Consider the following 20,710-nt stretch of genomic DNA (forward strand, 5'->3'; position numbering starts at 1 on the left):
CGATCGTACTAGTCGGCCAGCGACAGCACCGTCCGCGCCTGTTCGACCATGGCGACGTCGAGGAAGGTCCCGTCGGCGAGGGCGATCGCGCCGACCCCGGCGGCCGTCGCGCCCGCGACCCGTTCGATGACTTCGCGCGCCCGGGAAACCTCTTGCGGGGTCGGCAGGAACGCCGCGCGGATCGTCGCCAGCTGGACCGGGTGGATCGCCGTGCGGCCGCGGAACCCGAGCGCCCGGCCCGCCCGGCAGGACGCCGCCAGCCCGTCGAGGTCACGGACGTTCGCGTACGCCGACATCGCGGGCGGCGACAGCCGCGCCGCCCGGGCCGCGACGATCACCCGGCTGCGCGCCCAGGTCAGCCCGGCGTCGTCGGCCACGCCCAGATCCGAGCGCAGGTCCGCCTCGCCGAGCCCGATCGACGCGATCCGCGGGGACGCCGTCGCGATCGCCAGCGCCCGTTCGACGCCCAGCGCCGACTCGATCAGCGGGTGCAGCGCCCGGCCCGGCACCGCGGCTGCGATCGCCAGGACCTCCTCGGGCGACTCGACCTTCGGCAGCCGCACGCCCACGTCGAGCGGCAAGCGCGTGACCGCGGCCAGGTCGGCTTCGTGCCACGGCGTGCTGGGGTGGTTGACCCGCACCTGCACCGGCCGCGCCGGCGAGGCGAGCAGCTCCGGCACGTTCGCCCGGGCTTCGTCCTTGCGCGCCGGGGCGACCGCGTCCTCGAGGTCGACGAGCACGACGTCCGCCTCGGACGCCAGCGCCTTGCGCACCCGGTCCGGACGGTCGGCCGGCGCGTAGAGGAAAGTCAGCGGCGGGCTCACACCGCACCCCGGTCCCGCAGCTCGGCCACCCGCTCCGGCGAGAACCCCAGCTCGCCCAGTACCGCGTCGGTGTCGGCGCCGTGCGGACGTCCGGTGAAGCCGATGACCCCGTCGTGGCCCGAGAGCCGGAACAGCGGGCCCTGCATGAGCATCGGCCCCAGCTCGGGGTCGTCGATCTCGTGGATCGTGCCGAGCGCGCGGAACTGCGGGTCCGCCACGATGTCGGCGGCGTCGTAGATCGGCGCGACCGCCGCCTGCGCCGCCTCGAACGCGGCGACGACCTCGTCGCGCGTGCGCCGGCCGATCCACTTGCCGACGGCTTCGTCGAGCTCGTCGGCGTGCCGGGCGCGGTCGGCCCCGCTGGCGAACCACGGCTCGTCGGCCAGGTCCGGCCGCCCGACCATGCGGACGACCCGCTCGGCGATCGACTGGGCCGACGTCGACACCGCGACCCACTGCCCGTCGGCGGTGCGGTAGGTGTTGCGGGGCGCGTTGTTCGTCGACCGGTTGCCGGTGCGCGGCTGCACGGTCCGCAGCTGGTCCCAGCGCGTGATCTGCGGGCCGAGCATGGCGAGCATCGGCTCGATGATCGCGGTGTCGACCACCTGCCCGCGTCCGGTCTGCTCGCGCGATGCGAGGGCGACCATGACCGCGTACGCCGTGGCCAGCGACGCGACGCCGTCGGCGAGCCCGAACGGCGGCAGCGTCGGCGGGCCGTCCGGCTCCCCGGTGGTCGCCGCGAACCCGCTCATCGCCTCGGCGAGCGTCCCGAAGCCGGGCCGGGTCCGGTAAGGACCGAGCTGCCCGAAGCCGGTGACCCGCGCGAGCACGAGCCGCGGGTTCCAGTCCGCCAGCTCGTCGTACCCGAGCCGCCAGCGTTCCAGGGTGCCGGGACGGAAGTTCTCGATGACGACGTCGGCCGTGGCGGCCAGCGCGAGGAAGACCTCCCGGCCGCCTTCGCTGCCGAGGTCGGCGGTCACCGTGCGCTTGTTGCGGCCGAGCGTCTTCCACCACAGGTTGACACCGTCCTTCGCGGCGCCGTGCGTGCGTGACGGGTCGGGCTTGCGCGGGTGCTCGACCTTGATCACCTCGGCGCCCATGTCACCCAGGTGCATCGCGGCCATCGGACCGGCGAAGAGCGTGGACGCGTCGACGACCCGCAGACCGGCCAGCGCCCCGGCGGCGGGATCACGGGAGACCGTCACGCCGTCACCTCCCAGGCGCACCGGAAGCCGACGGTCGCACTGCGCGCGAGGCCGAAGCCCGGGAGCAGGAGCTTCACGGTGTAGTCCGGTTCGTGGCGGCCGCCTTCGACGTACCATTCGGAGCCTTCGGCCCGGTAGTCGCTGCCGCCCTTGAGCATCACGAACCGGGTCCGGCCGTCGGAGTGCTCACTTTCGGTCCAGTTCCACACGGCCGGGGTGCCGCGGCGGAGCCGCTCCCCCGCCAGCTGCCATTCGTCTTCGGTCGGCAGCCGGCCGCCGCGCCAGGTGCAGTACGCGCGGGCGTCGTCGAGGTCGACGTGGGTCACCGGCTCGTCCGGGGCTCCCGGCTGCCTCGGCTCCCGACCGGTGGCGGCCAGGAACTCCGCGTACTGCGCGTTGGTCACTTCGGTGACGCCGACCGCGACGGCCGTGGCCAGCTCACCCTCGCGCTGCAGCGTGCGGGCGTCGTGCAGGCGCGGCGGGAGCGGCTTCCATTCGTCCACATAGGGCGCCCCCTGGTACATCCCGGTTTCGCGGGCGCGGTACCGCACGGTCAGCACGTACGGCCCGGCCGGGACGACAACGGCGTCCGGCTCGGGTGTTCCGGTGGTCCTTTGTGGACTCACTCGGGTCGCGACCCGGTGCGGGAAGCCGGCGTCCGGGTCGTGGGGCAGCGCCGGGAGGTCGGGCCGCCACCCTTCCGCGGTGGCGCCGATCCCCCGCGCCGGTACGCCGCCCAGGAGGTCGATGCCGGGCAACGGCCCGTGGTAGTCGGTGTCACCGCGGTTGACGAACGTCCAGAGGACCTTGTCGTCGAGTTCCCACTTCGACGCGTAGACCCCGGCCGTCTCCGCTTCGGACGGCAGCTCGGCGAGCGGTGTCCAGTCGCCGTCGAGCAGCAGGTCCTCGGCGGCACGCTGGACGGCGACCATCCGGCGCACGGTGGCGGCGTCCCGGGGTGACCAGCCGACCCACACCCCGAAGACGACCTCCCACACCATGACCCCCACGCCGTTGAGCCACGCGGACTGCAGCTCTTCGGTGTGGTCGCGGTGCCAGCGGCGGACGTGGTGCTGCATGTGCCGCCGCTCGTACCAGTGCGCCCGCAGGACTCCGGGCACGGGCGAATCGGCGAAGAACTGGGCCCACGACGCCGCGTGGTCCTCGATCCGCTCGACCGCCAGCTTGGACTCGCCTTCGAGCACGATGCCCGGCCGGGCGGCTTCCAGGCGCTCGACGAAGTCCGGTTCGGCCTTCTTGAGCGTGTCGAGGAAGACGCCGTCGGCCTGGAGGTCGGCGACCAGGGACGCGAGTTCGGTGAGGTCGTCGCCGCCGCGGCGGGTGCCGACGTCCCAGGGGTTGTAGTCGACGAAGACGTGCAACCCGTTCTCGTGCAACGTGGCGACCAGCTCGGTCAGGCCGGGGACGTCGCGGTAGAAGTCCCACTGGTTGCGGTCGTCGAGGCCGATCACCGGGTAGGCGTGCCAGAGCACCACGGCGTCGAGCCCGCCGAAACGCTCCTGCGCGTCGGCGAGGAACCGCCCGGGGGTGAACTTGCGCTCCTCGAACGAGTAGAGCAGCTCGTCCCACAGCCAGACTTGGGCGACGGTGTGGCAGGTCGCGGCCCACGCCCCGCCGGGACGCTCGTAGGCCGCGCCAGTGTAGGCGTGCCGCTTCCGGGCGTCTTCGCGCCACGCGTGCAGCTTCTCCCGCCACGCGGGCCGATCGGCGGGATCGGCGGGCGCGGCGAAGATCTTGGCTTCGTCCAAATCGGACAGCGGGCCGCGCACTTCGGTAGGCCGGTCGATCGGCCGCGGGACGAGCGGGTCGAACGTGAAGGTCATCGTGGTTTTCCTCCGACCGCCAGCGCGGCGACCTCGACGGCGGTGGGCACGGCCTCCTGGGCCCCGGGCCGGGTGACGGCCAGCGCGCCGGCGGCCGACGCCAGCCGCGCGGCCTCGGGCAGGTCGCGGCCCTGCGCCAGCGCGGCCGCGAGCACCCCGCAGAACGTGTCGCCGGCGCCGGTGGTGTCGACGGCGTCGACGCGGATCCCGGGCACCCGCACCGGTTCGTGGTCCTGGCGGAGCACCACACAGCCTTCGCCGCCGAGGGTGACGACCACGGCGGGGACGCGTTTGAGCAGCGCTTCGGGCTCACCGGCGAGGTCGGCGGCTTCGTGCTCGTTGACCACGAGCAGGTCCACGGCCGCCCACAGCTCGTCCGGCAGCTCCCGGGACGGCGCGGCGTTGAGGATCAGGAGCGCGTTCGGCCGCCGCGCCGCGGCGGCCGCGGCCACTACGTCGAGCGGGATCTCCAGCTGGGCCAGGACGACGTCGGCTTCGGCGATCCGTTCGGCTTGCGCCGCGCCGATGCGGACGTGGTCGTTCGCCCCGGGGGCGACCACGATGGCGTTCTCGCCGTCCGGGGAGACGGTGATGAACGCGGTCCCGGTGGGCGCGTCGGCCCGTTCGATCAGATCGGTCCGGACGCCGGCCCCACCGAGCGAGACGAGGATGAGGTCGGCGGCTTCGTCTTCCCCGAGCGCGCCGACGAAGGTGGTGTCGGCACCCCCGGCCCACGCGGCGGCGACGGCCTGGTTCGCGCCTTTGCCACCGGGACTGCGCCGGAGCCGGCCACCGAGGACGGTCTCCCCGGCCTGGGGCGGCCGAGGAGCGTCGACGACCAGGTCGACGTTCGCCGACCCGACAACCACAACCTTGCCGGTCATGACACCTCCGCCAGCGCCGCCGTGCGGGCCGCCAGATCCTCGATCCGCCGCTCCCCTCCCGGCAGCGACGTCGCGATCCGGCCGTCCAGCGGCTTCGCCCAGTACTCGTCCACCCCGCTCAACGCACCCACCACGCCGCCGACCGTCGCGGCCGCGGAGTCGGTGTCCCAGCCCGCCGTCACCGCGATCGCGATACTCGGCCCGAACTCCCCCGCGCCCTTGGCCAGCGCGTAGGCGACCACCGCGGCGTTGTTGAGCACGTGCACCCAATGCAGCTCGCCGTAAGCCGCGTGCAGCCGGTCGAGTCCACTTCGGACATCACCCGAAACCGCCGCGTCCCGTCCCAGCTCGACGGCCGAAGCCAGCGCGCTGCCCGACGGGATCACCGACGCCGCCGCGTCGAGCACCTCGTCCACCGTGTCGCACACCATCGCCGCCGAAGCGAGGCCCGCCGCCCACATCGCGCCGTACACGCCGTTGCGCGTGTGGCTCAACCGGGCGTCCGTCCACGCCAGCCGCGCCGCCGAGCGGACGTCGCCGGGGCAGATCCAGCCGAACACGTCCGCGCGGATCAGCGCGCCGATCCACTCCCGGAACGGGTTGTGAAAAGTCGCGGTGTCCGGACGCGCGTCCAGCAGGTTCCGGTACGCCGCCCGCTCCGCGGTGAACACCCGGCCCGCCGGGAGGTTGTCCAGCCACAGCTGCGCGACGTCGCCGGTCGTGAAGTCCCGGCCTTGGGACTCCACCAGGGACAGTGCGAGCATCGGATAGTTGAGGTCGTCGTCCTCGGGCATCCCGGCGATGTTCTCCTCGAGCGACGTCGGGGCCGAGCGCCGGTTCCACGGCCACCGCGCGGCCACCTCGGCGGGCAGACCCACCGCCGTGAACCAGCCCGAAAGCGGCCAGCGGCCGGTCGCGCGGAGGATCTCCTCGATGCCGTCGCGCGGGATCTTCTCCACCGGCTTGCCGAGCAGGCACCCGGCCGCCCGGCCGGTCCACGCCCCGAGCTCGCGGTCACGGGAGCCACGCGGCAGCGAAGGCGCGACCGGCAGCTCCAGCTCGTCCCACGGCGGCTCGGCGGAAACCACGGAAAGCTCGTCGAGCAGCTCCCGCGCCAGCGCCCGCAGCTCGGGACGCGCCGGGCCCGCGCCGCTCACCGCCGGTGTGGGGTCACCGCCGGCGGCGACCCACCGGTCCCGCGCCGCGGTGACGTCCTTGCCCTCCGCCCGGGACTGCACCAGCTCGTGCGGGAGCAGGTCCTCGGGCTGGGCCCAGGTCAGCCTCACGCCGTCTCCTCGAGGAACGCGGCACGCGCCTGCGCGCGCTTCCGGTCGGCCCGCAGGATGTCGGCTGCCGCCGAGGCCAGCAGGTGCCCGGTCTCCCGCAGGTCCATCCGGCTGGCGTCGCCGACGTCGTCCACCCAGTCCTTCGGCACGACGGCGGTCCCGCCGAGCCCGGCGCAGACCGCCGCCGCCATGACGGCGATCGAGTCGGCGTCACGGCCGTAGTTCACGGCGGCGAGCACCGCCCCGCGGAAGTCGCCCCGGTGCGCGAGCACGAACGCCAGCGCGGCGGGCAGCTCCTCGATGGACTTCGTCCGCGACGGCCGCCGCGCGTCGAGGGACATCTGCCGGTAGTGCGGTCCCACCGAGTCGAACGGCGCGACCGTCTCCCGGACGAGCGCGGCCAGCTCCCGTTCTTCGGTGTCGGTGGCCGGGGGGACGGCCCGGCCACCGAACTCCGCGACGACGGCCCGCAGCGCCGCCGCGGTCCCGTCGTGGGCGACCTCCAGCGCCGCCGCGACGACGTCGTCGAGCGACGCGCCCGGCGCGACCGCGGCCGCCACCATCGCGGCCAGCACCCCCGCCGCCTCCCGGCCGTAGCTCGACTGGTGCGCGGCGGTCAGGTCGATCGCCTCGGCGTACGCGGCCCGCGGGTCACCCGCGTTCACCACGCCCACCGGGGCCACGTACATCGCCGCACCGCAGTTGACCACGTTGCCCACACCCGCTTCCCGCGGGTCGACGTGTCCATAGTGGAGTCGGGCGACGATCCACTTCTCCGCGAGGAACACCCGCTGCAGCAGCAACGCCGTCGACTCCAGCTCCGGCACCCAGCGCGGCTCGCCGATCATCAGCGGCACCAGGTCTTCGGCCATCGCGTACGCGTCGAGGTGCTCACGGCGCTTCGCGTAGACCTCGACGAGCGCGCGCGTCATGAGGGTGTCGTCGGTGACGTGCCCGTCGCCCTTGTGGTACGGCGCGATCGGGCGGGCGTCGCGCCAGTCGGCGTACCACGGCCCGACGATGCCGGTCACCCGGCCGCCGTGCCGCTCTTCGATCTGCTCGGGCGTCCACCCTTCGGTGGCGCCACCGAGGGCGTCCCCGACGGCCGCGCCGGTGATCACCGCGACGGCCCGGTCTTCCAGCCAGGTCAAGAATCCGCTCCTGTCACTTGCTGACGCTCTTCCAGCCGTCTTCCAGCTGCTTGGCCAGGCCGGCCGCGTCGATCTTCTGCCCGAGGAACTGCTGGTACGCCGGGGTCGCGACGGTGTCCTTCCACTGCGCGTACTTGCCGGCGAACAGGTAGGGCGCCGAGGTCAGGTACTCCCCCGACGCGAGGATCGCGTTCCAGCCGTTCTTCGCGCCGAGCTTGGCCGTCAGCGCCTGCCGCGCGGACGTCGTCGGCGGGATCAGCGCGTCGGCCTCGTTGATCGCGGCGAGGTTTTCGGTGCCGGTGAAGAAGTCCACGAACTCCGCGGCCTCCTTGACGTGCGCCGAGTCCTTGTTCACCGAGAGGGTCTGCGGGTTGGCCGCCTGCGCGGGCCCGGCCGAGCCGGCCAGCGGCGGCAGCACGACCCAGTCGAAGCCCTGCGGCGCGTCCTTCGCGATGTTGGCCGCCTGGTAGGAACCCTGGACGGTCATGGCGACCTGACCGGCGTAGAACGGCGCGAGCGCCTTGGTGCCCGACTGCGTCAGCGTGACCGGCAGGATCGACTTGTCCTGGTGCGCCATGGCGTCCACGAGCTGCGGCAGCGCCTGCTCGCCCTGGCCGACGCTCAGGTTCGCCTTGTCCCCCGTGCCCTCGAAGTACTTGCCGCCGAACCCGGGCGCCAGCGCGACGAACGCCGCCGTCGGGCTCGACAGGCCCCAGCCGAGGCCGAACCTGCCGTCCTTGGTGGTCGCCTTGGCGATCTGACGCAGCTGGTCCCAGCTCATCGTGGCGCCGGTCGGGACCGTGACGCCGGCCTGCTGCAGCTGGGTCTTGTTCGCGAAGACCACATAGGACTGCAGCTCGGTCGGGGCGGCGATCACCTTGCCGTCGACGGTCACCGAGTCGAGCACCCCCTTGGGGATGTCGCTGCGCTTCTGCTCCGGCAGGTACTGCGTGAGGTCCGCGAGGTAGCCGTCGGTGGCGAACGGCGCGATGCCCGCGGCCTCGTAGTGCACGATGTCCGGCGCGGTGCCCGCGTTGAACTGGGTGATCAGCTTGTCGTAGACGCCGTCCCAGCCCGCCTGGACGATCTTGACCTGCGTGTCCGGGTGGGCCTTGTTCCAGTCCCCGACGATCTTCTGCGTCGCCGCGATCGCGGCGGGCTGGTCGGACAGGGACTGGAAGGTGAGGGTGACGGGGCCGTCCCCGCTGTCGCCGCTCCCGCTGCCGCACGCGGCGAGCAGCAGGCCGGTGACCGTCAGTGCGGTGGCTGCGAGCAAACGTCGTGTCTTCATCGACCGACCTTTCGGACTTTTCTTCGGGGGAAGGAGGGTCATCCCTTCACCGCCCCGGCCATCAGGCCGCTGGTGAGCTTTCTCCGCAGGATGCTGAAGAAGACGATGCTGGGGATGGCCGCGAGCGCGGCGCCCGCGGCGAGCGGGCCGAGGGCGACCTTGCCCTCGCCGCCGACGAACATGTTGAGCGTGATGGGCAGGGTGTAGTTCTCCGGCGACTGCAGCAGCACCAGGGCGAAGAAGAACTCGTTCCACGACGAGACGAAGCTGAACATCGCCGTCGCGACCACCCCGGGCGCCAGCAGCGGGAACACGATCGTGCGCAGCACGGTGAGCCGGCTCGCGCCGTCCATCGCGCCCGCTTCCTCGAGCTCCACCGGGATCGCCGCGACGTACCCCTGCAGCATCCAGAGCGCGAACGGCAGCATGTACGTCGTGTGCACCAGGGTCAGCCCGGCCAGGTTGTCGGCCAGCCCGAGCGTCCGCAGGATCAGGAACAGCGGCAGGATGATCAGCACCACCGGGAACACCTGGCTGACCAGGATCCAGCCGACGCCGGCGGCGCGCACCCGGCCCTTGAGCCGCGCGAGCACGTAGGCGGCGGGCACGGCGATGAGAACCGACAGCGCGGTCGACGCGAGCGCGACGACCAGGCTGTTGGCCGCGGACCGGACCAGGCCCTGCTTCTCGAAGGCCTCGGTGTAGTTGTCCCAGTGCCATTCGCTCGGCAGCAGGCTGACCGTCAGCGAGTTCAGCTCACCCGAGGACTTCACCGACGCGGAGATGAGCCACAGCAACGGAAAGCCGAGGAAGAGGATGTAGAGCGCGAGGGCCGCGTACTGGGCCGGGCGGACGAGGACCCGCATCAGCGCCCCTTTCCGGCGCGGTCGTCGCGGAACTGCGACCGCAGGTAGACGGCGAGGATGAGGACGACCACCACCACGAGGACCAGCCCCATCGCGGCGGCGTAGCCGATCTCCCGGTTCTTGAAGGCTTCGAGGTAGATGAACAGCACCGGGACCATCGTCTTGCCGCCCGGCCCGCCCGCGGTGAGCACGTAGACCAGCGAGAACGAGTTGAAGTTCCAGATGAAGTTCAGCGAGGTGATCGAGGTGACGATCGGGCGCAGGCTCGGCCAGGTGACCGCGGTGAACCGCCGCCACGCGCCCGCGCCGTCGACGGCCGCGGCTTCGTGCAGCTCGGCCGGGATCTGCTGCAGGCCGGCCAGCAGCGTCACCGTCGTCTGCGGCATGCCGACCCAGACCCCGACGACGATCACCGCGGGCAGCGCCGTGGAGAAGTCGCCGAGCCAGTTGACGTCGTCCGGGAGGCCGACCCCGCCGAGGAAGGCGTTGAGCGGGCCGCCGTTGGCCGAGTAGATCATCTGCCACATGATCGCCACGACGACCGGCGGCATCGCCCACGGCACCAGGGCGAGCACCCGCGTCAGGCCTTGCAGTCTGAGGCCCGAGTCGAGCAGCAGGGCCAGGCCCATCGCGGCGGCGAGCTGGAGCAGGGTGACGCCGACGGTCCAGATCATGCCGATCCGCAGCGAGTCCCAGAACAGGGTGTTGCCGGCGAGCTTGGTGAAGTTGTCGACGCCCGCGAAGCCGTAGTCGGGGTGGCGCACCAGGCGCGCGTCGGTGAAGGCCAGGAAGATCCCGACGACCAGTGGCGCGACGCTCAGCACGAGGATCGGGATCAGCGACGGCAACACGAGCGCGATCGCCTCGCGGCGGCGGGTGCGGGCCATGGCCGGCTTCCGCCGCGGCGGCGCGGGCGACGGGCGCGTCAGGGTCGCGGTCATCGGGCGCCTCCGGTCGACTCGCGCACCATCAGCTCCGGGCCGACGGTGACCTGCTGGGCCTCGTGGTCCGGGTCGTCGGCGAGCTGCAGCATGATCCGCGCCGCCGCGCGCCCGCGTTCGGTCGAGCCGAGGGACACACTCGTCAGGCTGGGCTGGAAGACCCGGCCGAGCTCGGTGTCGTCCATCCCGGTGATCGCGACGTCTTCCGGCACGGACAGCCCGAGCTCGCGCACCGCCCGGATGGCCGCGATGGCGAGCAGGTCGTTCGCCGCGACGAGCGCGTCCAGCCGGCCGCGGGCGAGCAGCCGCCGGGCCGCTTCGAGCCCCGCGGTGACCGTGAAGTCGGCGGCGGTCTCCTTGTCGACGCGCTCGGCGGCGATTTCGGCCGCCACGGCGTCGAAACCCCGCTGCCGCGACGCGCCCGGCGTGGTGTCGACCGGGCCGTTGAGGAACCCGATCCGGCGACGGCCGATCGAGTGCAGGTGGCGGACCGCCTCGCCGATCCCGCCCGCCGAGTCGGTGGAGACCGAGCTGATGCCCTGCTCGTCCAGCGCCCGCCCGATCACCACGACCGGCACCGGCGCCTGCTGGATCTCACGGATCAGCCGGTCGTCGGTGCGCAGCGGGCTGACGATCATGCCGTCGACGAACCCGCTGTTGAGGCTGCGGACCAGCTCGGTCGTCGACGTCGCGGTGTCGCCGGTGCTCATCACGACGACCCGGTAGCCGTGCGGTTCGAGGACCTCGTGGATGGCCCGCATCATCTCGACGTAGACGGGGTTGCCGATGTCGGCGACCGCGAAGGCGACCTGGAAGGTCTTCTTCAGCCGCAGCGACCGGCCGATCGCGTCCGCGCTGTAGCCGAGCTCGGCGGCGGCGGCGCGGACCCGCTCGACCATCGCGGGGCTGGCGCCGGTCCCGTGCAGCGCGCGCGAGGTCGAAGCCAGGGAGACCCCGGCCCGATCGGCCACCTGCAGCAGCGTGGCGCGTGTTGACGTCATCGTCGCCTCAACCTCGGGAGTACGTTCTGGAAACGTTTCCAACTTCGGAAGCCGGAACTGGAAACGTTTCCAATCGGATTAATCCTGATACTGACACCCGTTCGGCGGTCGTGTCAACACGCCCGCGGTGCGCGCCTGGGCGGTCACGCCCAAACCGCGCAAGGGGCGCACAACCTCCCGCATCCTGATACGGCTCGACCCTCGCCGCCCCGGGTGCCGATAGTGGTGACGTGCTCGCCTCCCGTGCCCCCTTCACCCTCCCCCGGGCCGAGCGGACCGGGACGCGGGTGTCCTATCGCGACGCGCTCGTGGCGCCCCTCGCCGGCTACCGGCCGCTGCTGCTCGACCTCGTCGTGCCGGCCGGGCCGGCGCCCGCCGAGGGCCATCCCGTCGTGGTGTTCCTCTACGGCGGCGCGCCGGCGGCCGGCTCCCACAAGCACAGCCGGCTGGGCGACCAGGTGACGGACCGGCTGGTGGCGGCCGGGTTCGCCGTCGCGCGGGCGCAGTACCGGCACGGGCGCGAAGCTCCTTTTCCCGCGCAGCTCCACGACGTGAAGGCCGCCGTCCGGTGGGTGCGGCACCACGCGGACGAGCTGGCGCTCGACGCCGGGCGCGTCGCCGCCTGGGGTCATTCGGCGGGCGGGTACCTGTCCGCGATGCTCGCGGTCACGGCGGACGAGCCCGATTTCGACGGCGACCTCGGCATCACCGGACCGTCCAGCTCCGTGGGCGCGGCGATCGTGTGGAGCGCGCCGACCGACTTCACGCACATCCCGCCGCCGCCGGAGGGGTTCGCGCTGCACAACAGCGGCCACGACCCGCACGACTGGCGGCCCGGCACGACGGCGAGCCCGCTCTTCCACGCGTCGGCGGGCTCGGCGCCGCTGCTGCTGGTGCACGGCACCGACGACGTCGGGATCCCCATCGCCCACAGCGAAGCGCTGGTGGCGGCGTACTGGCGCGCCGGCGCGGACGCCGACCTGATCCGGCTCGACGGCACCGGCCACTTCTACGGCGAGCGGAAGCTGCAGCAGGTCACCGGCGACGGGATCGCGTTCCTCCGCACCCACCTCGGCTGAAGGTCAGCGCAGCCGCCCGATCACCTCGGCGAAGTAGGGCATGTCCGGCTCGAAGACGCTGAAGTAGCTGATCCCGAACCGGTCCCGAAGCTGCCGCAGCCGATCCGCCGCCTCGTCCGGCGAGCCGAGCAGGACGCAGGGCAGCCGGGTCGCCTGCTCGTCGTCCGTCACGCCGGTCGCGCCGCGGACCCTGCCGAGGGCGAGCTCGTCGCGGTTCCGGGCCGCCGCGACCAAGAGCAGGTTGAGCTCGACGTCGCGGTCGCCGGCGGCCTCGCGCACCACCTCGATCCGCCCGGCGAGCAGCTCCTCCGAGCCGCTCGTCTCGGGCGGGAGGCTGACGATGTCGGCCTCGCGCCCGGCCAGCCGCAGCACGCGGTCGCCCGCGCCGCCGACCATGATCGGCGGGATGGGCTTGTCGGGCTGCTCGGCCAGCAGCGCCAGCGTGCCGGCGAGGGTCCGTTCGAGGCGCTGAACCCGCTCGGCGCCGGTGCCGAACGGCACGCCCGCCGCCTCGTACTCGGCTTCCAGGTACCCCGCGCCCAGCCCCAGCTCAAAACGGCCGTCGGTCAGGCGGTGGATGTCGGCGACGTCCCGGGCCAGGTAGCCGGGGTTGAGGACACCGGTGTTGAGCACGTAGGTGCCGACCCGCAGGCGCGTCGTCGCCATGGCCGCGGCCACCAGGGCCGGGAACGGCGCGGGGCAGCCGACGAGGTGGTCGACGACCTGGAGCACGTCGAACCCGGCGTCTTCGACCGCACGCGCGCGGTCTTGCCACTCCTGCCGGGACTCGACGTTGAACAGGCTGACACCGAAGCGGAACGGGCGGTCACTCATGGGTACAGGCTGGCACACTCCGTCACTCCTCGCGCAGGTGCTCCAGGCTCGACGTCCGCCACAGCGCCGGAAGCGTCACCAGCGTGACGGCCAGGACCGCCGCGGCGGCGGTCGCCGAAAGGACGCCGATCATCCCCGCGTCGACGGCCATCGGGCGGTGCAGCACCAGGGTGAGCAGCGCCCAGTCGAGCCCGAGCCCGGCGAGCACCGCGACGACGACGGCCACCGCGACCGGGATCGCCAGCTGCCAGACCAGGGACCGGGCGAGCACCCCGTGGCCGACGCCGTTCGCCCGGAGCGTGGCGAGGCTGCGCCGCCGTTCCCGGAGCTGCTCGAACGCCGCGATCAGCAGGCTGCCCGCGGCGAGCAGCAGGACCAGGACCGAACCCACCGACAGCACGCGGGTGATCAGCGCGTAGGTGCCGTCCCGTTCGGTGCCCAGCGAGCTGACGTTCCCGTTCCAGCCCACGGTGTTGCGGATGGCTTCCACGAGCGCCGGGTCCGCGGCGGCGATCGTCGCCGACGCCGACAGCGCGACGGCCTTTGCGGTGGCGAGCGCGGCCGGGGTCACCAGCAGCTCCATCGGCCCGTCGCCGGGCGCCAGGTGGAAGCCGTCCACCGGAATCGTCCACTGTGGAGTGTCCGAGTGCCGGGTGAAGGAGACCTGCTCGCCCGGGGCCGGGCGGTGGCCGCCGGCCGCGGGTGTCCCGGCGGCGAAGACGTCACCGTCGTGGCAGTCCGCGAGACCCAGTTCGGCGCAGGTCCCGACCAAGACCGGAGTCTGCTGCCCGGCCTCGGTCCGGACGAGGCCGCGGGTCCGCACCGGCACGTCGCCGAGCCCGGGCAGGCGGTGGAGGGCGGCGGTGAAGGCCTGGGCGTCGGGGACGGTGGTGGCCTGGAAGGTCGCGAGGACGCGGACGGTGGTGGGCGGCGGCCGGTCGCTTTCGGCGCGGGCGTAAACACCTTGCAGGGCAATGGATCCGGTGAGCACCACGGCGATCCCGCTGACGAGCCGCGCGGCCGTCGCGGTGTCCAGCTGGATCCGGCGGACGGCCAGCAGCCAGGCCGGCGAACCGCCGCGGAGCCGGCCCGCGAGCCGCTCGACGAGCCACGGCAGCAGCGCCGGGACGGCGCACAGGACCAGGGTCACGCCGACGACGACGGCGGGGTCCAGGGCGTCGGGCTCGCTGCTGCCCACGCGGGTGGCCATGAGCCCGCCACCGGCGACCGCGGGCAGCAGCCGCCACCAGAACTTCCGGCGCAGCCGGGTGCCGCGCCGCACGACGCCCAGCGGCTCGATGACCACCCGCCGCAGCGCGAAGACCGCCGCCGCGGAGGCCAGCAGGGGAAGGAGAAGCAGGACCGGGATGCCGAGCCGCCAGTCGGGCACGACGTCGTCGCCGAAGATTCCGCCACGGAAGGCGGACACGGTGATCTTCGGGACGAGCAGCCGCACGAGCAGGAACAGCGCGCCGCCGACCACGAGCCCGGCGAAGGAGCCGAGAAGCGCTTCCCCGGCGGCGATCCGGCGCACCTGGCCACGATCGGCGCCGACCAGCCGGAGTGCGGCGAGCCGCCGGTCCCGGGAGGCCGCGGCCAGCCGGGTGCTCGTGACGACGAAGACGAACACCGGAACGAGACAGGTGGTCGCGCCCACAACGACGAGCAGCAGTTCGATCGCGTCGAAGCCCCGCCGGAAGGGCTCCCCACCGAACCGCCCCACGGCGGCGGCCTCCGGCTGCCCGGCGACGGTGTCGGAGCCGAGGTAGAAGTAGAGCTCGTTCGGCCCGGTGAGCCCCGCGTCGCCGATGGTGCCGATGACGCGCTGCGGGAAGCGAGGCCGCAGCAGCTCACCGTCCGGCGAGGCGAGAAGAGCGACGAGCGCCGGAGAAAGGACGGCTTCCCCGGGCCCGGGCAGCCGCTCGACACCGGGTGCGGCGGGTGGGTGCGGGCCGGTCGGCTGCACGAGGTAGCCCTCCAGGCCACGGCCGCGGAACTCGTCGTCCCGCTGGACGGCGAAGACCGGATCAACGCCATCGACGGCTTCGGCGATCGGCATCCGCGCGGCCCCACGATCGCCTCGAGCGCCGAGCATGTGCGGAAGGGAGGTGGCGGCGAGGAGAACGGCAACACCGAGCCCCACACCGACGGCGGTCAGGCTGAGGCGAAGGAGGGCGGTCCGGGCGCCTCCCCCGCCGAGGGCGAGGCGAACGCCGAGAAGAAGGTCGGCTGTCCAGCGGCGGATCATCGGGATACCTCGGGAGTCGGGGCGCCGGACGTGCGCGCCAAGCCTCCGAGCCGCAAGTCATTTGGGCTACGGCGGACCGCCGCGAACCTCCAGCCACCGCGCGGCAAGTCAACGGGCCGATGCCGAATCCCGCCGGCCCTCCGGCCGCCCAGCCCGCCCACCAACGCCACCTCGCGGCCGAGCCGCAGACCGCTCCTCCCCCACCCGGTCATCGGGTCATCTCCAACTCTCGAGTCCGGCCGTCGCGGACCACCACTTCACGATCCGAGTACGCCGCCACCCGGGCCTCGTGGGTCACCAAGACCACCGCCGTGTCGCGCTCGCGGGCCGCCGTCGTCAGCAGCTGCATCACCTGCTCGCCGTTGAGGGAGTCCAAAGCACCCGTCGGCTCGTCGGCGAACACCACCCGGGGATTCGTCACCAGGGCTCGGGCCACCGCCACCCGCTGGCCCTGGCCACCGGACACCTCACCCGGCCGCTTTCCCGCCACCTCCTCGAGATCCAGCTCCGCCAGCATCGCCCGCGCTCGCGGTGTTGCCGTCCGGGCGCGGTCACCGTTCAGGCGCATCGGCAGCGCCACGTTCTCCAGGCACGTGAGCTCCGGGACCAGCTGGCCGAACTGGAAGACGAACCCGAACTCCGTGCGGCGCAACGCCGATCGCCCGCGGTCGGTCAGCGCCGCCAGATCCGCGCCGTGGTAGCGGACCGTGCCGGCGTCGGGCCGGACGATGCCCGCCAGGCAGTGCAGGAGCGTGGACTTGCCCGCCCCCGACGGCCCCATCAGGGCCACGATCTCCCCCGCGCGCACCCGCAGGCTCGCGCCGCCCAGTGCGTCGGTGGGCCCGTACGCCTTCCGGACGTCCAGCGCCTCCAGCAGGACCTCGCTCACGCGATCTCCTTCGCCAGCTGGTCGAGCCGGGCCGCCGTCAGCTCCAGCCAGCGGAGGTCGGCCTCCAGGTGGAACAGCGCGTGGTCGCAGATCAGCTGGTCGACCAGGTCACCCGTGGTCTTGCGGCGGGTCAGCTCGCGCATGGCGTCGAGGTGGGCCGCGCGCTGGACGTCGAGGACCTCGGCCGCGGGGCGCCCGGACAGCAGCGCCAGCACCACCTTCGTGTACAGCGTGTTGTGCAGGTACGCGTCGGGCTTCTCCGGGGTCGCCAGCCAGCTGCCGACGTCGGCGACCCCGGCGTCGGTGATCGCGTAGCGCTTGCGCTCGGGACCGCCGTCCACCTCGACCCCGTCGGCCTCCACCAGGCCCTGCTTCAGGAGCCGGGCCAGCGTCGAATAGACCTGCCCGTAGTGCACCTGGCGGTCGTGCCCGAACCGGTCGTCATAGGCGCGTTTCAGGTCGTAGCCGTGCCGGGGGCCGTTCTCCAGCAGGCCGAGCAACGTGAGTCCGATCGACATGCCGAGGACTCTACACGGTGTGTATAGCCGGAGTTTATACACCCCGTTTATAGTGATCTTTTGCGCGTTTCGTGGGCATTTTCGGGTTCCGGCGTAACACCTTCCGGACGTCCGACGGCATATCGGACGGCTTCGACGCTTTTGTCCGGTCCCCGGCGTTCAGGAGTTCGTCATGCGTTCCTCGTCCCGAAGATCCCGGCGCGCCCTGGCGGCGGCTGTCGTGCTGCCGCTGGCCGGCGCCCTCGCGGTGGCCGTCGCGCCGCCCGCCACCGCCGTTCCCACCGGCTTCGTCGACACCGTCGCGATCGGCGGCCTCAGCTCGCCGACCGCCGCGGCCTTCGCGCCCGACGGGCGGGTGTTCATCGCCGAGAAGAGCGGGCTGCTCAAGGTCTTCGACTCCCTCGCCGACCCGACGCCGACCGTGTTCGCCGACCTCCGCACGCAGACCCAGGACTTCTGGGACCGCGGCCTGCTCGGGCTCGCCGTCGACCCCGCGTTCCCCGCGCGCCCGTACGTCTACGTCTCCTACACCCTCGACGCCCTGCCCGGCGGCGCCGCGCCGAAGTGGGGCGACACCTGCCCGACCCCGCCGGGCGCGACCGACCAGGGCTGCGTCGTGACCGGCCGTGTCTCGCAGCTGACCATGGGCCCGGCCGGCACCGCGGTCAGCGAGAAGCCGCTCGTCACCGGCTGGTGCCAGCAGTTCCCCAGCCACTCCGTCGGCGCGCTGGCGTTCGGCCCGGACGGCGCTCTGTACGCCGGCGGCGGGGACGGCGCGAGCTTCAACTTCGCCGACTACGGCCAGGTCGGGAACCCCTGCGCAGACCCGCCTTCGCCGGCCGGGACCAACCTCGCGCCGCCGTCGGCCGAAGGCGGCGCGCTGCGGTCGCAGTCACCCCGGCGCACCGCCGGGCAACCGGTGCTGCTCAACGGCACGCTGCTGCGCCTCGACCCCGACACCGGCGAAGGCCTGCCCGGCAACCCCTTCGCGAGCGGCACCGACGCCAACGCCCGGCGGGTCATCGCCTACGGCTCGCGCAACCAGTTCCGGTTCGGGTTCCGGCCGGGCACCGGCGAGCTGTGGGCCGGTGACGTCGGCTGGAACACCTGGGAAGAGATCAACCGGGTCGCCGACGCGGGCGACGCGGTGGCGGAGAACTTCGGCTGGCCGTGTTTCGAAGGCGCCGCCCGGCAAGCCGGTTACGACGGCGCGAACCTCGACCGGTGCGAGTCCCTGTACTCGGCCGGCGGGCAGAGCGCGCCGTTCTACGCCTACAACCACAACGCCAAGGTCGTCGCGAGCGACCCGTGTCCCACCGGCGGCTCCTCGATCAGCGGGATCACCTTCGAGTCGGGCAGCAACTACCCGGCCGCCTACGCCGGCGCGTTGTTCTTCGCCGACTCCTCGCGCGGCTGCATCTGGGCGATGCAGACGGCGAACGGTCAGCCGAGCCCGAGCCGGATCGTGCCGTTCGTGACCGGCGTCAACGCGCCCGTGCAGGTGCTCACCGGGCCGGGCGGCGACGTCTTCTACGTCGCCCTGGGCAGTGGTGAGCTGCGCCGGGTGAGCTACCCCGGCGGCACCAACCGCCCGCCGGTCGCGGCGGCCACCGCCACCCCGCCGGTCGGGCCGGCGCCGCTGGCCGTCCGGTTCGACGGCACCGCGTCCACCGATCCGGACGCCGGTGACGTGCTGACCTACGCGTGGGACCTCGACGCCGACGGCGCGTACGACGATTCGACGTCCCCGCAGCCCACCTGGACCTACACGGCCGCGGCGGCGGTCGACGCGGGGCTGCGCGTGACCGACTCCCACGGCGCGACGGCGACCACGACGGTCCGGGTGACCGTCGGGAACCCGGCGGGCCTCGACCCGGTGCCGGTCATCGACTCCCCCACCGCCGCGCTGACCTGGTCGGTCGGGCAGACCGTGCCTTTCGCCGGCCGCGCGATCGACGCCCAGGACGGCACCCTGCCGCCGTCGGCGTTGTCGTGGCGGCTCGCGATCCGGCACTGCGCGGCCAACAGCACCTGCCACACCCACAACGTCCAGGACTTCCCCGGGGTGGCTTCGGGTTCGTTCGTCACGCCGGACCACGAGTACCCGTCGTACCTGCAGCTGACCCTGACGGCGACGGACTCGACGGGCCGGACCGGCTCGAAGACCGTCGACCTGCAGCCGAAGACGGTGACGCTGAACTTCACGTCGAACCCGGACCAGGCGCTGCTCACGGTCGGCGGGACCCAGCAGCGCACGCCGTTCTCCCGGACGGTGATCGCCGGGTCGACGAACTCGATCAGCGCGGACAGCCCGCAGAACCTGCCGCCGCTCAACCTGAAGTACGCCTACACGAGCTGGGCGCACGGCGGGGCGCGGGCGCAGAACGTCGTCGCGCCGCCGGCGGGGGCGACGTATCAGGCGAAGTACCGGCTCTGCTGGCTGCTGCAGCCCTGCTGAGCGGATGACCCGGCCCCGCGGGGCCGGGTCATCCCTCCGGCTTCTTCGTCTTCTCGGGTTTTGCCGACTTGGACGCCTGCTTTTCGGCCTTCTTCGACTCTTTCGCCGCTTGTTTCGACTCTTTCGCGGCCTGCTTCGACTCCTTCGCCGCCTGCTTGTCGTTCGTGGCCGCACCGGTCTCCACCGCCGACTCCGACTCCGCCGCGGCGGCCGTCTCGTCGGGCGAGGCGGGCGGCGCCGTAGTCAGCTGCGCCGACGACGTGTCGCGCGGGCCCCCGTCAGCCGGCACCGCGCCGCCCGGCCGGGCCGGAACCGGTTGCACCGTCGTGGTTTCGCCGCCGGGAGCCGGGGGCGGCGCCACGACGGCGGTGCTCGCGCCGATGGTCACCGTGGTCGCCAGCGCCGCGCCGGCGGCGGCCACCTTCGCCGCGGTGACCCACGAGAGGGCGGACGCGCTCGTGGCGCCGGAGGAAGCCAGGGATCCGGTGGCGGACAACACTTGCGTCACGAGCGGGACGCCGAGGATGAGCGGCGCGACGGCGGCGGGCAGCTCTTCGTTCAGCTGCCGCAGGCCGCCGGCCAGCTCGCGGCACTCCGCGCAGCGGGCGAGGTGGGTGGTGATCCGGTTCGCCTTGTGGTCGCCGATCCCGTCCCGCACCCACCGCGCCAGCTGGCCGGAGACGTCCCGGCAGGTGCGCCGGCGGGCCACCGGGACGTGCTGGTCGAGATAGGCCTGGCGCAGCCCTTCCCGCGCGCGGTAGGCCAGCGCGGCGACGCTGTTCGGCGTCATCCCGAAGTCTTCGGCGATCCGGGCGGGCGACTCGCCTTCGATCTCGGTCCGCCACAGCACGGCGCGCCAGCGTTCGGGCAGGCTCGCGAACGCGTTCGCCGCGACGGAGGCGTGCATCCGGCTGCCCACACGGTCGTCACTGCCTTCGCCGGGCAGGACGTCCGGCACCTCGGCGACCACGGACACGGCGGAGTCGCGCCGGCGCCAGCTGATCATGGTGTTCCGGATGGTGGTGAGGAGATAAGGCCGGAAGTCCTCGTCCGGCCCCTCGCCGGAGCGCAGAATCCGCAGTACGCGGGTGAATCCTTCGGCGACCAGGTCGTCCCGCTCGGCCTCACCGTCCGCGATCGCGGCCGCCACCCGCCGCGCGGCGACGTAGTGCCGGTCGTAGAGATCCCCATACGCGGCAATGTCTCCGCCGCGCACGGCTTCGATCAAAGCCGCGTCGCTCGAACCGGTCATCGCCGGTGCCAAGTCGGTCACCACACATCCCCTCGCCCGTGCGCTTGCACGTGCAGAACATCGTGCATGGTGGCGTAACGGGTGGCCGGATGCAAGGTTCGGAGCCCGTCGAGAATGTGCACCGCGGTCGGCCACAGCA

The 20,710-nt window shown here is 73.0% G+C and carries 17 protein-coding genes; 2 read left to right on the plus strand and 15 right to left on the minus strand.

The window, feature by feature from the left end; all coding sequences use genetic code 11:
* Positions 1 to 8: 8 nt before the first annotated feature.
* Genes ACZ61C_RS12055 through ACZ61C_RS12100 form a run of 10 tightly spaced genes read right to left on the minus strand, consistent with a single transcriptional unit; the run spans position 9 to position 11,293 of the window.
* The gene (locus ACZ61C_RS12055; RefSeq protein WP_465305747.1) at positions 9 to 824 is read right to left on the minus strand and encodes an HpcH/HpaI aldolase/citrate lyase family protein; all 816 of its coding nucleotides are present in this window, start codon (positions 822 to 824) and stop codon (positions 9 to 11) included.
* Complete coding sequence (locus ACZ61C_RS12060; protein WP_465305749.1) at positions 821 to 2,029, minus strand: CaiB/BaiF CoA transferase family protein; 1,209 nt, start codon at positions 2,027 to 2,029, stop codon at positions 821 to 823. The genes ACZ61C_RS12055 and ACZ61C_RS12060 overlap by 4 nt, the downstream gene beginning before the upstream one ends.
* Positions 2,026 to 3,873 carry a formylglycine-generating enzyme family protein gene (locus tag ACZ61C_RS12065; RefSeq protein ID WP_465305751.1) on the minus strand — a complete coding sequence of 616 codons (1,848 nt, stop codon included), beginning with the start codon at positions 3,871 to 3,873 and terminating at the stop codon, positions 2,026 to 2,028. Before ACZ61C_RS12065 ends, ACZ61C_RS12060 begins: the two co-directional genes overlap by 4 nt.
* Positions 3,870 to 4,757 (minus strand): ribokinase, encoded by an 888-nt coding sequence (locus ACZ61C_RS12070; RefSeq protein WP_465305753.1) that lies wholly within the window; start codon positions 4,755 to 4,757, stop codon positions 3,870 to 3,872. The genes ACZ61C_RS12065 and ACZ61C_RS12070 overlap by 4 nt, the downstream gene beginning before the upstream one ends.
* On the minus strand, positions 4,754 to 6,043 hold the full coding sequence (locus ACZ61C_RS12075; protein ID WP_465305755.1) for an ADP-ribosylglycohydrolase family protein: 1,290 nt from the start codon (positions 6,041 to 6,043) through the stop codon (positions 4,754 to 4,756). Before ACZ61C_RS12075 ends, ACZ61C_RS12070 begins: the two co-directional genes overlap by 4 nt.
* Complete coding sequence (locus ACZ61C_RS12080; protein WP_465305757.1) at positions 6,040 to 7,194, minus strand: ADP-ribosylglycohydrolase family protein; 1,155 nt, start codon at positions 7,192 to 7,194, stop codon at positions 6,040 to 6,042. Before ACZ61C_RS12080 ends, ACZ61C_RS12075 begins: the two co-directional genes overlap by 4 nt.
* Positions 7,195 to 7,207: 13 nt before the next feature.
* Positions 7,208 to 8,485, minus strand: a complete 1,278-nt coding sequence (locus ACZ61C_RS12085) for an ABC transporter substrate-binding protein (RefSeq protein WP_465305759.1) — start codon at positions 8,483 to 8,485, stop codon at positions 7,208 to 7,210.
* A 38-nt stretch (positions 8,486 to 8,523) separates the two neighbouring features.
* Entirely contained in the window at positions 8,524 to 9,351 is an 828-nt protein-coding gene (locus ACZ61C_RS12090) for a carbohydrate ABC transporter permease (RefSeq protein WP_465305761.1), read from the minus strand.
* Complete coding sequence (locus ACZ61C_RS12095; RefSeq protein ID WP_465305763.1) at positions 9,351 to 10,292, minus strand: carbohydrate ABC transporter permease; 942 nt, start codon at positions 10,290 to 10,292, stop codon at positions 9,351 to 9,353. The genes ACZ61C_RS12090 and ACZ61C_RS12095 overlap by 1 nt, the downstream gene beginning before the upstream one ends.
* Positions 10,289 to 11,293, minus strand: coding sequence for a LacI family DNA-binding transcriptional regulator (locus tag ACZ61C_RS12100; protein ID WP_465305765.1), 1,005 nt, complete (start codon positions 11,291 to 11,293; stop codon positions 10,289 to 10,291). The genes ACZ61C_RS12095 and ACZ61C_RS12100 overlap by 4 nt, the downstream gene beginning before the upstream one ends.
* A gap of 230 nt (positions 11,294 to 11,523) precedes the next feature.
* Here ACZ61C_RS12100 and ACZ61C_RS12105 point away from each other — a divergent pair, with 230 nt between their 5' ends.
* The gene (locus tag ACZ61C_RS12105; RefSeq protein WP_465305766.1) at positions 11,524 to 12,372 is read left to right on the plus strand and encodes an alpha/beta hydrolase fold domain-containing protein; all 849 of its coding nucleotides are present in this window, start codon (positions 11,524 to 11,526) and stop codon (positions 12,370 to 12,372) included.
* A 3-nt stretch (positions 12,373 to 12,375) separates the two neighbouring features.
* Here ACZ61C_RS12105 and ACZ61C_RS12110 read toward each other — a convergent pair whose 3' ends face one another.
* The 4 genes from ACZ61C_RS12110 to ACZ61C_RS12125 form a co-directional block, all read right to left on the minus strand.
* Positions 12,376 to 13,206, minus strand: a complete 831-nt coding sequence (locus ACZ61C_RS12110; protein WP_465305768.1) for a TIGR03621 family F420-dependent LLM class oxidoreductase — start codon at positions 13,204 to 13,206, stop codon at positions 12,376 to 12,378.
* 22 nt (positions 13,207 to 13,228) lie between these two features.
* Positions 13,229 to 15,301, minus strand: coding sequence for an FtsX-like permease family protein (locus tag ACZ61C_RS12115; RefSeq protein WP_465305770.1), 2,073 nt, complete (start codon positions 15,299 to 15,301; stop codon positions 13,229 to 13,231).
* Positions 15,302 to 15,662: 361 nt separating this feature from the next.
* Positions 15,663 to 16,343 carry an ABC transporter ATP-binding protein gene (locus tag ACZ61C_RS12120; protein ID WP_465305772.1) on the minus strand — a complete coding sequence of 227 codons (681 nt, stop codon included), beginning with the start codon at positions 16,341 to 16,343 and terminating at the stop codon, positions 15,663 to 15,665.
* Positions 16,340 to 16,861, minus strand: coding sequence for a PadR family transcriptional regulator (locus tag ACZ61C_RS12125; RefSeq protein ID WP_465305774.1), 522 nt, complete (start codon positions 16,859 to 16,861; stop codon positions 16,340 to 16,342). The genes ACZ61C_RS12120 and ACZ61C_RS12125 overlap by 4 nt, the downstream gene beginning before the upstream one ends.
* 172 nt (positions 16,862 to 17,033) lie before the next feature.
* Between ACZ61C_RS12125 and ACZ61C_RS12130 the strand changes: the two genes are divergently transcribed.
* Positions 17,034 to 19,319: a PQQ-dependent sugar dehydrogenase gene (locus ACZ61C_RS12130; RefSeq protein ID WP_465305776.1), complete on the plus strand. Its 2,286-nt coding sequence runs from the start codon at positions 17,034 to 17,036 to the stop codon at positions 19,317 to 19,319.
* A 28-nt stretch (positions 19,320 to 19,347) separates the two neighbouring features.
* On the opposite strand, the gene ACZ61C_RS12135 is transcribed toward ACZ61C_RS12130, so the two are convergent.
* Positions 19,348 to 20,592 (minus strand): RNA polymerase sigma factor, encoded by a 1,245-nt coding sequence (locus ACZ61C_RS12135; RefSeq protein WP_465305778.1) that lies wholly within the window; start codon positions 20,590 to 20,592, stop codon positions 19,348 to 19,350.
* Between the last annotated feature and the right edge of the window lie 118 nt (positions 20,593 to 20,710).

This window comes from Amycolatopsis sp. NPDC104587, from assembly GCF_055583645.1.